The sequence below is a fragment of the Janthinobacterium sp. GW822-FHT07H10 genome (assembly GCF_058798675.1).
Window position 1 is genome coordinate 237,478 of record NZ_JBXAKS010000005.1, and the last position, 13,935, is coordinate 251,412.

Annotated in this window: 9 protein-coding genes; 5 read left to right on the forward strand and 4 right to left on the reverse strand. The window is 63.1% G+C overall.

What is annotated here, in order from left to right; genetic code table 11:
- Positions 1–23 precede the first annotated feature (23 nt).
- Genes smc through def form a run of 5 tightly spaced genes read left to right on the forward strand, consistent with a single transcriptional unit; the run spans position 24 to position 8,582 of the window.
- Positions 24–3,551, forward strand: coding sequence for a chromosome segregation protein SMC (gene smc, locus AC1RDJ_RS14345; RefSeq protein ID WP_493027786.1), 3,528 nt, complete (start codon positions 24–26; stop codon positions 3,549–3,551).
- Positions 3,548–4,720, forward strand: a complete 1,173-nt coding sequence (locus AC1RDJ_RS14350) for a cell division protein ZipA C-terminal FtsZ-binding domain-containing protein (protein WP_493027787.1) — start codon at positions 3,548–3,550, stop codon at positions 4,718–4,720. Before smc ends, AC1RDJ_RS14350 begins: the two co-directional genes overlap by 4 nt.
- Positions 4,721–4,734: 14 nt before the next feature.
- A complete protein-coding gene (ligA, locus tag AC1RDJ_RS14355; RefSeq protein ID WP_493027789.1) occupies positions 4,735–7,101 on the forward strand; it encodes an NAD-dependent DNA ligase LigA in 2,367 nt (788 codons plus the stop codon).
- A gap of 54 nt (positions 7,102–7,155) precedes the next feature.
- The gene (gene galU, locus AC1RDJ_RS14360; protein WP_071324030.1) at positions 7,156–8,049 is read left to right on the forward strand and encodes a UTP--glucose-1-phosphate uridylyltransferase GalU; all 894 of its coding nucleotides are present in this window, start codon (positions 7,156–7,158) and stop codon (positions 8,047–8,049) included.
- A complete protein-coding gene (gene def, locus AC1RDJ_RS14365; protein ID WP_071324029.1) occupies positions 8,046–8,582 on the forward strand; it encodes a peptide deformylase in 537 nt (178 codons plus the stop codon). The genes galU and def overlap by 4 nt, the downstream gene beginning before the upstream one ends.
- Positions 8,583–8,759: 177 nt before the next feature.
- Here the strand turns inward: def and AC1RDJ_RS14370 are convergent, their stop codons facing one another.
- From AC1RDJ_RS14370 to map, 4 genes are all read right to left on the reverse strand, one after another.
- A complete protein-coding gene (locus AC1RDJ_RS14370) occupies positions 8,760–9,524 on the reverse strand; it encodes a flagellar brake protein (protein ID WP_083411866.1) in 765 nt (254 codons plus the stop codon).
- Positions 9,525–9,677: 153 nt separating this feature from the next.
- Positions 9,678–10,427 (reverse strand): pseudouridine synthase, encoded by a 750-nt coding sequence (locus AC1RDJ_RS14375; RefSeq protein ID WP_034752263.1) that lies wholly within the window; start codon positions 10,425–10,427, stop codon positions 9,678–9,680.
- 48 nt (positions 10,428–10,475) lie between these two features.
- On the reverse strand, positions 10,476–13,043 hold the full coding sequence (locus AC1RDJ_RS14380) for a [protein-PII] uridylyltransferase (RefSeq protein WP_493027791.1): 2,568 nt from the start codon (positions 13,041–13,043) through the stop codon (positions 10,476–10,478).
- Positions 13,044–13,078: 35 nt separating this feature from the next.
- Positions 13,079–13,891, reverse strand: a complete 813-nt coding sequence (gene map, locus AC1RDJ_RS14385; protein WP_493027792.1) for a type I methionyl aminopeptidase — start codon at positions 13,889–13,891, stop codon at positions 13,079–13,081.
- Positions 13,892–13,935 lie beyond the last annotated feature (44 nt).

Here is a 13,935-nt window from a genome sequence, read left to right on the forward strand (position 1 = left end):
ATAGGCCAGGAACTCTAAAACACGTGCGTCTCTCTTCCATCAAGTTGTCGGGATTTAAGTCTTTCGTCGATCCCACCAATTTCCAGGTGCCAGGCCAGCTGGTGGGCGTGGTCGGGCCGAATGGCTGCGGCAAGTCGAACATCATCGATGCCGTGCGCTGGGTGCTGGGCGAATCGAAAGCGTCCGAATTGCGCGGCGAGTCGATGCAGGACGTCATTTTCAACGGTTCCACCCACCGCAAGCCGGCCGGGCGCGCCTCCGTCGAACTGGTGTTCGACAATAACGATGGCAAGGCGTCGGGCCAGTGGGGCCAGTATGCCGAGATCGCCGTCAAGCGCACCTTGACGCGCGACGGCACCTCCACCTATTACATCAACGGCCAGCCCGTGCGCCGGCGCGACATCCAGGACATCTTCCTCGGCACGGGCCTCGGCCCGCGCGCCTACGCCATCATCGGCCAGGGCATGATTTCGCGCATCATCGAATCGCGCCCCGAGGAGTTGCGCGTCTTCCTGGAAGAGGCGGCCGGAGTTTCCAAGTACAAGGAACGCCGCCGCGAGACGGAAAACCGCTTGCAGGACACGCGCGAAAACTTGCTGCGCGTGGAAGATATCTTGCGCGAACTCAATGCCAACCTGGAAAAGCTCGAAGCGCAGGCGGCCGTGGCCACGCGTTTCCACGCCTTGCAGGCGGACCAGGAAGAAAAGCAGAAACTGCTCTGGCTGCTGCGCAAGAACGAGGCGCAAAACGAGCAGACGCGTTATTTCCGCGAAGTGGAACAGGCGCAGACGGACCTGGAAGAGCAGACGGCCAAGCTGCGCAATGTCGAGCTGACCCTGGAACAGATGCGCCAGGCGCACTTTGCCGTGGGCGACCGTTTGCACACGGCGCAAGGCCATCTGTACCAGACGAATGCGGAAATCGGCAGCCTGGAAGCGCAGATCAAGTTCGTCATCGAATCGCGCGCGCGCCTGCAGGCGCAGCTGGCCACCCTGACGGCCCAGCGCGACCAGTGGACGCAGCAGGGCGGCGAATACCAGGAACAGATCGAAGAGGCGGAATTCCACCTCGAAGAGCTGGCCGCGAAGGTGGAACAGTCGCAAATGATGGCCGAACAGAAGGGCGAGCAATTGCCCGAGCTCGATGCCGCCTGGCGCGCCGCGCAAAACAAGAGCACGGAATCGCGGGCCAGGATCATGCAGGCACAGCAGCAGCTGGAACTGGAATCGGCGCACCAGCGCAATGCCTCGAACATCCTGGCCAGCCTGTTGACGCGCCGCGAGCGCCTGCAGCAGGAAAAGAACAGCCTGAGCCTGCCCGACAGCAGCCACCTGGAAAACCTGAAGCTGCAGCTGGAAGAAAAGCAGCAGGCGCTGGAAGAGCAGGGATTCTACCTGGAAGAGGCGCTGGAACAGCAGCCCAAGCTCGAGCAGGAGCGCGCCGAGGCGCAAACGCAGGTCAATGCAGAAACAGCCGCCAACGCCCAGCTGGAAGCGCGCCTTTCCGCTTTGAAGCAATTGCAGGAACGCGTACAGACCCAGGGCAAGGTCCAGCCGTGGCTGAAAAAGCACGAGCTCGACACCTTGCCGCGCCTGTGGCAAAAACTGCAGATCGAGGCGGGCTGGGAAGCGGCCATGGAATCGATTTTGCGCGAGCGCACGTCGGCCCTGCAACTGTCGAATATCGACTGGGCCAAGGCCTTCTTTGCGGACGCGCCGCCGGCCAAGCTGGCCCTGTACGCGCCGTCGACGGTGGCGCCGCTGCCGGTGCCGGAAATCGCCGGCCTGAAACCGTTCCTGAACTTGCTGAAACTCAACGATCCGGGCTTGCGCGGCCTGCTGCAGGACTGGCTGTACAACGCCTATGCCGTGGAAGACGCGGCCGAGGCACTGGCCGAGCGCGGCAAATTGCCGCCGGGCGGCTATTTCGTCACGCGCGCCGGCCATGTCGTCACGGCCACCAGCGTGCGCTTCTATGCGGCCGATTCGGAGCAGGAAGGCATGCTGGGCCGCCAGCAGGAAATCGAGAATATCGGTAAACAATTACGCGCGCAGCAATTGCTGGCCGAAGAGGCGCGCGCCCGTTCCGTAAGGGCCGACGCTGCCGTGGCAGCCTTGACGCGCAACCTGTCGGACTTGCGCTTGCGCATACAGCAGCTGACGTCTTCCGTGCATACGCTGCAACTGGACGTGGTGAAACTGTCCGAAGTGGAAGCGCGTTTCAACCAGCGCAGCACGCAGATCGGCGCGGACCTGGCCGAGATCGCCGCGCAGGAAGCGGAACAGATGCAGGCCAAGCTGGAATCGGAAGAGAAATTCGAACAGCTGGACATGGAACTGGGCAACTTGCAGGAAGCGCACGAAGACGGCCACACGGACTTCCTGCAGAAGGAGCAGCGGCTGGCCGAGGCGCGCGAAGCCTTGCGCGACCTGGAACGGGCCGCCAAGGATACGGAATACGCGGAAAAAGCCCACCGCGCGAAGATCGAGGAATTGCGCCGCAACATCGCCACGGCCAGTACGCAGGCGCAGCAGGTGACGGACAGCCTGCAGGCGGGCCAGCAGGAACTGGCCAGCCTGGAAAGCGGCGCGGCCGCCGACGGCTTGCAGGATCTGCTCGAGCGCCGCACGACGCAGGAGCGGGCGCTGGCCGATGCGCGCCATGAACTGGACCAGATCACGCAGCAGCTGCGCCTGTCCGAAGATGCGCGCACGCAGTCGGAACGCAGCCTGCAGCCGCAGCGCGACAAGATCATGGAAATGCAGCTCAAGGAACAGGCCGCGCGCCTGAACCAGGAGCAGTTTGCCCAGCAACTGCTGGAGTCGGGCGCCGACGAGGCCGCCCTGACGGAAAAGTTGCATCCGGACATGCGCCCATCGTATTTGCAGGGCGAAGTGACGCGGCTGACGAATGCCATCACATCGCTGGGCGCCGTCAACCTGGCCGCGCTCGACGAGCTGGCGCAGGCGTCCGAGCGCAAGAATTTCCTCGACGCCCAGAATGCCGACCTGACGGAAGCGATCAACACGCTGGAAGACGCGATCCACAAGATCGACAAGGAAACGCGCGACTTGTTGCAAGACACGTTCGACAAGGTCAATCACCACTTTTCCGAGCTGTTCCCGATTCTGTTTGGCGGCGGCCAGGCGAAACTGACCATGACGGGCGACGAGATTCTCGATTCCGGTGTACAAGTCATGGCACAGCCGCCTGGCAAGAAAAATGCCACCATCCACCTGTTGTCGGGTGGTGAGAAAGCGCTGACCGCGACCGCATTGGTGTTTTCCATGTTCCGCCTGAATCCGGCGCCGTTCTGCCTGCTCGACGAAGTCGATGCACCGCTGGACGATTCGAACACGGAACGCTTCTGCCGCATGGTCAAGCGCATGTCCGACCAGACCCAATTCCTTTTCATTTCGCATAACAAGATTGCGATGGAAATGGCCCATCAATTGATCGGTGTGACGATGCAGGAGCAGGGCGTATCGCGCATCGTGGCGGTGGACATGGAGTCCGCCGCAAATTTTGCTACCGAGGCACAAGCAGCATGACAGACCTTCAAATTACCTTGTTCGGCGCCGGCGGCGTCTTTATCGTCGGCGTTTTCTCGTACAACAAATGGCAGGAATACAAGGCCAAGAAAAGCGTGGAGCGGGCTTTTTCCACCGACCATGACGACGTGCTGATGCGCGATGGCGACGCTCCCGCCGTGGAATCCCAGGAACCGGTGCTGCGCCAGGAACCGCGCTTCGATGCGGCCCCGTCCGCCAAGGCCGAGCCGTCGTTCGGCGCGCCGCCGCCGGCCGCCGTGCCCGACGCGCCCGTGCATGCGGAACCGTCGCTGGGCGACGCGCCGGCCGCGCCTGCTCCTGTGGCCGCGCCACCCGCGCCGCCCGTGCAGGAAGTGAGCGCGGCCAGCGAACAGGCCACCAGCCTGGTCGACCCGCTGATCGACTGCCTGCTGCCCTTGTCGCTGGAAGCGCCTGTGCGCGGCGACAAGATCCTGCCCGTGCTGCAAACCTTGCGTCTGGTGGGCAACAAGCCCGTGCATTTCATCGGCTTGCACGTGAATGGCGACTGGGAACCGATCACGCATGGCGGTGTCTATACCAAGATGCAGGGCGGCGTGCAGCTGGCCAGCCGCAGCACGGCCTTGAACGAACTCGAGTACTCGGAACTGGTCACGCGCCTGCGCGGCGTGGCTGACGACATCGGCGCCGAGCCGGAAGTGCCCGACATGATGGAAGTGATGGCCGAAGCGCGCAATCTGCACCGCTTTGTTGCCGGCCACGATGCCCAGCTGGGCGTGAACCTGCACACCAACGGCGCGCCGTGGGCCATTTCCACCTTGTTGCTTGCGCTGGAGAAACAAGGCTTCGACGTGCGTCCCGATGGCCGCTTCGTCATGCCCGACGGCGACGGCGGTTTCCTGTTCTCGCTGTCGACCAACGTCACCCTGGCCGAGGAAACCACGCCCCGCTTGACCCTGCTGCTGGACGTGCCCTGCGTGGCGCCCGCGCGCGACGGCTTCGGCGCCATGATCGCCTGCGCCCGCGCGCTGGTGGGCCGCCTGGACGCGACCATCGTTGACGATTACAACCAGGCCCTGTCCGATGCGGCGCTGGCCGAGATCGCCGGCCAGGTACAGGAGTTTTACCAGGAAATGGAGGCGGCCGACATTCCCGCCGGTTCCACCCGCGCCATGCGTTTATTTAGCTGAAGAATCCCGCAACAATGACTGATCTGACCAACCAGGACGCTGCCGCGCGCAATGCCGCCCAGCGCGTCCTGGCACTCACCGCCGAACTCAACCGGCACCTGCACGCCTACCACGTGCTCGACAATCCCACCATTCCCGACGCCGAGTACGACAAGCTGTTTGTCGAACTGCAAGCGTTGGAGGCGGCCCACCCCGAGCTGCGCGCGCCCGATTCGCCCACCTTGCGTGTGGGCGCAGCACCCTTGCCGCAATTCGAGCAAGTCACGCACGCGGTGCCGATGTTGTCGCTCAATAATGGTTTCTCCGAGGACGATATCGTCCACTTCGACCGCCGCGTGCGCGAGGGCCTGGACCTCGACGGTGCCGACGTCGCCTATGCGGCCGAAGTGAAATTCGACGGTCTGGCCATCAACCTGCGCTATGAGCACGGCCTGTTCGTGCAGGCGGCCACGCGCGGCGATGGCGCCACGGGCGAGGACGTGACGGCGAATATCCGCACCATTTCCGGCATCCCGCTGCGCCTGCATGGCAAGAATGTGCCGGCGCTGCTCGACGTGCGCGGCGAAGTGATGATGTTCAAGGCCGATTTTGCCCGGCTGAATGAACGCCAGCGCGAGGCGGGCCAGAAGGAATTCGCCAACCCGCGCAACGCGGCGGCCGGCAGCCTGCGCCAGCTCGATTCGCGCATCACGGCCCAGCGCAAGCTGCGTTTCTATGCGTATGGCATCGGCGCCCTCGACGGCGCCGCCATGCCAGCCTCGCATTCGGCCTTGCTCGACTGGTACGAAACCCTGGGCATCCCCGTCTCGTCGGAGCGCAAGGTGGTGCAGGGCGCGCAGGGCTTGCTCGATTACTACGCCGATATCGGCGCGCGGCGTCCCGCCCTGCCGTATGAAATCGACGGCGTCGTCTACAAGGTGAACCGCACGGAAGACCAGCTGGAGCTGGGCTTTGTCTCGCGCGCGCCGCGCTTTGCGCTGGCGCACAAGTTCCCCGCCGAAGAGGCATTGACCTTGGTGCTGGGCATCGACATCCAGGTGGGCCGCACGGGTGCCATGACGCCCGTGGCGCGCCTGGCGCCCGTGTCGGTCGGCGGCGTGACGGTGACCAACGCCACCTTGCACAATGAAGATGAAGTGCTGCGCAAGGATGTGCGCGTGGGCGATACCGTCATCGTGCGCCGCGCCGGCGACGTCATTCCCGAAGTATTGGCCGTGGTGCTGGAAAAGCGTCCGGAACCGGCGCCGCTGCCGTTCAAGATGCTGGAAGCATGCCCCGTGTGCGGTTCGCACGTGGTGCGCGAAGAGGGCGAGGCCATCGCCCGCTGCTCGGGCGGCCTGTTCTGCTCGGCCCAGCGCAAGGAAGCATTCCGCCACTTCGCGGGCCGGCGCACGATGGATATCGAGGGGCTGGGGGAACGTTATATCGATACCCTGGTCGAACTCGAATACGTGCATGGCCTGGCTGACCTGTACAGCCTGACCCTGGACAAATTGCTGGAAATGAAGCTGCGTGCCGATGAGCGCGATGGTTCTACGCCGGAAACGGTGCAACAAGGCAAGATTCCCACCAAATGGGCGGAAAACTTGCTGGCGGGCATAGAGGCGAGCAAGCGGCCGCCGCTCGAACGCTTCCTGTTTGCGCTGGGCATCCGCCATGTGGGCGAATCGACGGCGAAGACCCTGGCCGAGTGGCTCGGCAGCCTGAATTATGTGCGGCGGGCGCCGGCGGCCCTGTTGCGCGTGCTGCCCGATATCGGCGGCACCGTGGCTGAATCGATCGCCGATTTCTTTGCCGAAGCGAAAAACCAGCAGGCGCTCGATGCCTTGCTGGCCGCCGGCGTCACGCCGCAGGGAGAACACGCGCCCAGCGCCAAGCTGCGCACGCAACTCGAGCAAACGAAGTTGCTGGCCGCGCTAGGCATTCCGAAACTGACGGAGCCGCGCAGCAAGCAGTTGGTGGAGCGGGGCGTGACGCTGGCCAGCCTGGCCGCGCAGGGCGCCAGCTTCCACGCGGGCTTGCCTGCCGCCGTGGCCGAAGCGCTGGCCGCCTGGCTGGCGACGGAAGAAAATGTCGCGCTGCTTGGTCAACTGGACGCCTTGCGTACTGAATTGCTGTCACAATTGCCCGAGCTGCCAGCCGCCGGTGGCAAGCTCGACGGCAAGACCTTCGTCCTGACGGGCACCTTGCCCACCATGGGCCGCGACGAGGCGGCCGCCTTGATCGAGGCGGCCGGCGGCAAGGTCAGCGGTTCCGTGTCGAAGAAAACCGGCTTTGTCGTGGCCGGTGCGGATGCCGGCAGCAAGCTGGCCAAGGCCCAGGAACTGGGCGTGGCCGTGCTCGACGAAGCCGGCCTGCTGGCCTTGCTGGCACAGGAATAGCGCGCTCATGATCCACGGTCATCGGTATACATTCAATATTTTGCAGATAGACCCATGAAGAAAATCAGAAAAGCAGTCTTTCCTGTCGCCGGCCTGGGCAGCCGCTTCTTGCCTGCCACCAAGGCGCAACCGAAGGAAATGCTGCCCATCGTCGACAAGCCGCTGATCCAGTATGCGGTGGAAGAGGCGGTGGCGGCCGGCATCACGGAAATGATCTTCATCACGGGGCGCAACAAGCGCGCCATCGAAGACCATTTCGACACGGCTTATGAGCTGGAAACGGAGCTGGAAGCGGCCGGCAAGCGCCAGTTGCTGGAAATGGTGCAAAACGTCATTCCCAAGCACATTAACTGCATCTACATCCGCCAGTCGGCGCCGCTGGGCCTGGGGCATGCCGTGCTGTGCGCGCGCCCCGTGATCGGCGACGAGCCGTTCGCCGTGCTGCTGGCGGACGACTTCATGGATGTGGAAGACGGCATGCGCCCCGTGCTGGCGCAGATGGCCGATGTGTTCCAGTATGAGAATTGCTCCTTGCTGGCCGTGCAGGATGTGCCGCGCGCGGAAACCCGGCAGTACGGCATCGTCAGCGCCCAGCATTACCAGCCCGACCTGGAACTGGTGTCGGCCATCGTGGAAAAGCCGGCGCCGGAAGAGGCGCCATCGACCCTGGCCGTCGTCGGCCGCTATGTGCTGACCAGCCGCATCTTCGACCACCTGGAAAACCTGGGCACGGGCGCCGGCGGCGAAATCCAGCTGACGGACGGCATCGCCGCCCTGATGCGCGAAGAGCGCGTGCTGGCTTACCGTTATACGGGGCAGCGCTATGACTGCGGCTCCAAGCTCGGCTACCTGAAAGCCACGACGGCGATGGGCATGAAGCATCCGGAAACGGGGGCCGCCTTCCGCCTGTACCTGCAAGAACTGCAATCGACACTGGATATCAAATGACGGTACGTGAAATTTTAAAGATGGGCGATCCGCGCCTGCTGCGCATGGCCGAGCCGGTACGTGAATTCGATACGCCCGAGCTGCATGCGCTGATCGCCGACATGTTCGACACCATGCACGCGGCCAATGGCGCGGGCCTGGCGGCGCCGCAGATCGGCGTCAACCTGCAGCTGGTGATCTATGGCTTCAAGCAGAACCTGCGCTATCCCGATGCGCCGCAAGTGCCGGAAACCGTGCTGATCAATCCAGTGCTGACGCCCTTGTCGGAACGCAAGGAAGAGGGCTTCGAAGGCTGCCTGTCCGTGCCCGGCCTGCGTGGCAGCGTGCCGCGCTGGAGCGAGCTGCACTATGAAGGCGTCGACCAGTTCGGCCAGCCCATCAGCCGCGACTGCGACGGCTTCCACGCGCGCGTGGTGCAGCACGAGGTGGATCACTTGCACGGCATTTTGTATCCGATGCGTATCGTCGACTTCACGCAGTTCGGATTTACGGAAGTGATGTTTCCGGACCTGGACCCGAACGACGACGATTGATCGGCGCCTGAGAAAACGTCCATGGCGGCGTTGCATTGCCTCGCCGTACTATTCGTACTGTCTTCGGCAATGCGCCTTGCCCTGAACGTTTTTCAGGCGCCTCGTGACTTTGGCTGTTAAACAAAAAATGGCCGCGCAGCATCAGCTGGGCGGCCATTTTTCATGCGTGCAGCGCACCTAGCGTACCTTGCGTCCGCTGCCCATGTTATCGAGCAGCATTTTCAATTCTTCCTGCATGGCGACCGACAAGTTCAGGAAGCGGCAGCCGATCTGCACTTGCTCGCCCAGCAGGAAGGAGCGGAAGGTGCGCGACAGGCGGATTTCCAGGTCGGCGATCATGACCTTGTCCGGCCCCAGCTCCAGCCGCACGCGCGACAGCTTGCGCCCCACGTACAGGCCGACCGTATCGCGCGGGTGGGCGCGCATGCCGATGCCGCCGGCGGAAAAATCATACAGCTGCAATTCGTAGGGACGCCCTTCGAGCACGAAGGCGGCCAGGTAGTACACGCCCAGCGGCGTTTCCAGGCGCGTCGATTCGCGCCGCTCGAGCACCAGGCAATGGCTGGGGAAGTTCGTCAGGTAGACGTTGGGCCGTTCGGGATAGGCTTGCCATTCGCCATTGATGGTGAATTGCAGCTTGGCGCTTTGCACCCACGACACGAAGGTGGCACCGCCCGGGGGCAGGGTGGCGCCCTCATTGAGTTCCAGCACGAATTGCGGCAAGTCATCGTCCACCGACAGGATGCGCGCCATGATGACGTCTTCGCCCTCCGTGGGATAGATGGAAATGGCGTCGCCGTTATCAGCCAGGCTGCACAGGGTTTCGCCGATATCCCATGGGTCGCTCATGTGGTGCGGCTTGGTGCCGGGCGCCATCGGCTCGGCCACGTCAGCCAGGCTGGGCGCGCCTTTGCGCAGGGGATTGGGAATGGGATCGTTCACGACGGCGTATCTCTTCTGTTCTAATGGGGAATAGTGTATAGGTTCAGGGCAATATTTGCTAAGCAAATCACAATAATTATCCTTGTGCCACTATATTCCTGCTACTTGTGTAGTCTGGCATGCCACGCGGCATGCCATCTTGATCTGCTACCATTAAAACTGTTCGTCGGCGCTCAGATAACGCCATTGGCCCGTCGGCAGGTCGCCCAGCTTGACCTTGCCGATGCGCACGCGTTTCAGCCCCAGCACTTTCAGGCCGACGGCTTCGCACATGCGGCGGATCTGGCGTTTCTTGCCTTCGCGCAAGGTAAAGCTCAGCTGATCCTCATTTTGCCAGCGCACCTTGGCCGGCAGCAGCGGCTTGCCATCGAGCCACAGGCCATGGTTGAGCTTTTTCAATTCGCTGTCGGGCAGGGTGCCGCCCTTGGTGTAGCTGACGCGCACCAGGTATTCCTTGTCGATATCGGTATCGTGGCCGATCAGCTGCTTGGCCACGCGGCCATCCTGCGTCAGCACCAGCAAGCCGACGGAATCGATGTCCAGGCGGCCAGCCGCCACCAGGCTGCGCAGCTGCGTGGGGTGGAACTGTTCCGGGCTGCGGTCTTCCGCCCAGCGGTTCTCGGCCTTGATCAGGGCCACGGCGGGCGTGTAGCCATCTTCGGCCTGGCCGCTGACATAGCCGACCGGTTTGTTGATGAGGACGGTGACGCGTTTCGACTGTTCGGCTGCCGCCTGGCGTTCCACGGTGACGCGCTGGCTCGGATAGACCTTGCTGCCCAGTTCGGACACCACTTTGCCATCTACGCGGACCCAGCCGCGCGCGATCCATTCATCGGCTTCGCGGCGGGAGCACAGGCCCAGTTCGGACATGCGTTTGGACAGGCGTAATAATTCTTCGGTCATGGTCTGTGTTTCACTAAATCAATAAGAGTAGGCGCTGCGCGGAAAGCTTCAGACGTTCAGCGCATCGAGTAAATCGGTTTCCAGCAATATCTGGTTACGGGCATTGTTGAGCGCGGGGCCGTCGACGAGGAAGACGTCTTCGACCCGTTCGCCCAGGGTCATGATCTTGGCCGTGTGCAGGTTGATGCGGTACTTGGTCAGCACATTGGCGATCGAGTACAGCAGGCCCGTGCGGTCGTTGGCGGCCACCGACAGCAGGTAGTACTGGCCCTTTTCGTCGGGCCGCAAGTCCACGGTCGGCTGGAAGGGGAAGGTGCGCGACAGGCGCGACAGCCGTCCCTTGCCCGGCGGCGGCAGCGGCGCCTGCGACTGCAGCAGTTCGCCCAGCTCGTGCTCGATCAGGCTGATGATGTCGCGATAGCTCTTGGCGAAGTTCTGCTCGGTGACGAGGAAGGTGTCGAGCGCATAGCCATTGCGTGTCGTGTGAATCTTCGCGTCGAGGATGCTGAAGTTCTTGCGGTCGAAATAGCTGCAGATGCGCGCGAACAGGTCGGGCTGGTCGGGAATATAGACGGCCACCTGCAAGCCTTCGCCGATGGGCGCCAGCCGGCATTTTACCACCGGCAACTTGCTGTCGAGCTTGTCATACAGCGAGCGCGTCTGCCAGGCGATGTCGGAGGCGTCGTGGCGCAGGAAATACGCGACGTCGAGCTGCTGCCACAGTTTCAGATGCGCGTCCGGCGGCAAGCCGTACAGGCGCAAGGTGGCCAGCGCTTCCTGCTGGCGGTTCTTCAGCTCGCGGTCGGCCGTGTGCGGTTCGCCGCCCAGCACGCGCAGGGTGATCTTGTACAGGTCTTCCAGCAGCTTGCCCTTCCACGCATTCCATACTTTCGGGCTGGTGCCGCGGATGTCGGCCACCGTCAGCAGGTACAGGCCCGTCAGGTGGCGCTCGTCCTTGACCACTTTGGCGAAGGCGGCGATGACGTCGGGGTCGGACAGGTCCTGCTTTTGCGCCACTTGCGACATGGTCAGGTGATTTTCCACCAGGAAGGCGATGAGTTCCGTATCCTCGGCCGACAGGCCGTGGTCCTGGCAGAACTGGGTGGCGTCGGCCACGCCGAGCTTGGAATGGTCGCCGCCGCGGCCCTTGGCGATGTCGTGGAACAGGGCCGCCACGTACAGCAGCCACGATTGCGAGAAATCGGCCATCAGCTGGCTGCAGAACGGATATTCGTGCGCGTGCTCGCTCATGGTGAAGCGGCGCATATTGCGCACCACCATCAGGATGTGCTGGTCGACCGTGTACACGTGGAACAGGTCGTGCTGCATCTGGCCCACGATGCGGCGGAAATTCGGCAGGTAGCGCCCGAGGATGCTCATCTCGTTCATGCGCCGCAGCGCGTGAATGATGCCGACGGGCGCCTGCATGATGCGCAGGAAGAGGGCGCGGTTGAGGGGGTCCTGGCGGAACGCGGCGTCGATCTTGAAGCGTTCGTGCCACAGGGCCCGCGTGGCGCGCGACGTCATGCCTTTCAGGGCCGGACGCTCCGTCATCAGGACGAAGATTTCCAGCATGGCCGACGGGGTTTGCTCGAAGGTATCGTCGGCGCTGATGTCGATCAGGCTGTTGACCTCATTGAAGCGCGCGTTGATGGGCACGGGCACATCGTCTTGCGGAAACAGGCGGGCTTCGATGTTTTGCAGCAGGATCGTGTTGAGCTGGGTCACCGTCTTGGCGGCCCAGTAATAGCGCTGCATGAGAAATTCGCTGGCGCGGCGCATGTGCGGCCCGCTGCCCGTCGCTTGCAGGCCCAGCGATTCGGCGATGGCCGTCTGCACGTCGAACACGAGGCGGTCTTCGCGGCGGCCCGCGTGCAGGTGCAGGCGCACGCGGATATCCTTGAAGGCGCGCTCCTTTTCCATCAGCTGGCGCGCTTCCGTCAGGGTGATCAGGCCGCCCGTGGCCAGGGTGCGCCAGGAATTGGCCAGGCCGGCCGCCTTGGCTACCCACAGGATCACCTGCAAGTCGCGCAGGCCGCCCGGGCTTTCCTTGCAATTCGGTTCCAGGCTGAAGGCCGTGTCTTCATACTTGGCATGGCGCTGGCGCATTTCCGCCGTCTTCGCCTGGAAAAACGCCTGCGGGTCCATCGCCGCGTCGTAGCGCTGCTGCAGCTGCGCGAACAGCTCGGCGTTGCCGCACACGAGGCGCGCTTCGAGCAGGCTGGTTTGCACGGTGATGTCGGCCTTCGACTCGACCAGGCATTCATCGACCGTGCGGATGCTGTGGCCGATTTCCAGGCCCAGGTCCCACAGCAGCTGCACCAGTTCCTCGAGCTTTTCCTGCGTGGCCGGGTCCGGCGCCTGTTGCAGCAGTATCAGCAGGTCGACGTCGGAATAGGGAAACAGTTCGCCGCGGCCATAGCCACCCACGCCCACCAGGGCCGTGCCTGGCGGCAAGCCAGCTTCCTGCCAGGCGCGCGCCAGCACGCCATCGACGCTGTGGCGCAGGCTGCGCAGCAGTTTTTCAGGCTTGCCATCGGCGTGGAAGGCGGCGATGACGACCTGGCGGTCGGCTTTCAGTTGCTGCTTCAGCTGTTCCCGAACTTGCTTTTTCATCTAGGCCCTGGGTGGCGGTGCGTGCGATTAAAAAATTAAGCCTTGTTCAGGATCAAGGCCGGTGGCGGCGGCATGCCTGGCGACACGGTCAGCACTTCATAGCCCGTTTCCGTCACCAGTACCGTGTGCTCCCACTGCGCCGACAGGCTGCGATCCTTGGTCTTGATGGTCCAGCCGTCGTTCATTTCGCGGATTTCGCGGCGGCCCGCGTTGATCATCGGCTCGACGGTGAAGATCATGCCCGCTTCCAGGCGTTCCAGCGTGCCTGGTTTGCCGTAGTGCAATACTTGCGGTTCTTCATGGAAGACCTTGCCGATGCCGTGGCCGCAGAATTCGCGCACCACGCTGTAGCCGGCTTTTTCCGCATGTTGCTGGATAGCATGGCCAATATCACCCAGGTGGGCGCCCGGCTTGATCTGGTCTATGCCCAGCCACATGCATTCATACGTGATTTCCGACAGGCGCTTGGCCAGGATGGTCGGCGTGCCGATGAGGAACATGCGGCTGTTGTCGCCGTGATAGCCGTCCTTGATGACGGTGATGTCGAGGTTGACGGTGTCGCCGCTCTTGAGCACTTTGTCGCCCGGAATGCCATGGCAGATGACGTCGTTGACGGAGGTGCAGATGGCTTTCGGATACGGCGTGTAGCCGGGCGGGCAATAGTTGAGCGGGGCGGGGATGGTGCCCTGCACGTTGACCATGTATTCATGGCACAGGCGATCCAGCTCGCCCGTCGTGACGCCGACCTTGACGAATGGCGTGATGTAGTCGAGCACTTCGGCGCCCAGCTTGCCGGCGATGCGCATGCCTTCGATGTCGGCGGCGGAATTGATACGGATGGTGGACATGATGTTATTCGCAATCTGCAAGATATTCGGGTGAAAAGCACAGA

What these genes read in the sequence shown, in the direction of transcription:
- ligA (WP_493027789.1), top strand. Translation starts at nt 4,735, where the DNA reads ATGACTGATCTGACCAACCAGGACGCTGCCGCGCGCAATGCCGCCCAG.
- AC1RDJ_RS14380 (WP_493027791.1), bottom strand. Translation starts at nt 13,043, where the DNA reads ATGAAAAAGCAAGTTCGGGAACAGCTGAAGCAGCAACTGAAAGCCGAC.
- AC1RDJ_RS14350 (WP_493027787.1), top strand. Translation starts at nt 3,548, where the DNA reads ATGACAGACCTTCAAATTACCTTGTTCGGCGCCGGCGGCGTCTTTATC.
- def (WP_071324029.1), top strand. Translation starts at nt 8,046, where the DNA reads ATGACGGTACGTGAAATTTTAAAGATGGGCGATCCGCGCCTGCTGCGC.
- map (WP_493027792.1), bottom strand. Translation starts at nt 13,891, where the DNA reads ATGTCCACCATCCGTATCAATTCCGCCGCCGACATCGAAGGCATGCGC.
- galU (WP_071324030.1), top strand. Translation starts at nt 7,156, where the DNA reads ATGAAGAAAATCAGAAAAGCAGTCTTTCCTGTCGCCGGCCTGGGCAGC.
- AC1RDJ_RS14375 (WP_034752263.1), bottom strand. Translation starts at nt 10,427, where the DNA reads ATGACCGAAGAATTATTACGCCTGTCCAAACGCATGTCCGAACTGGGC.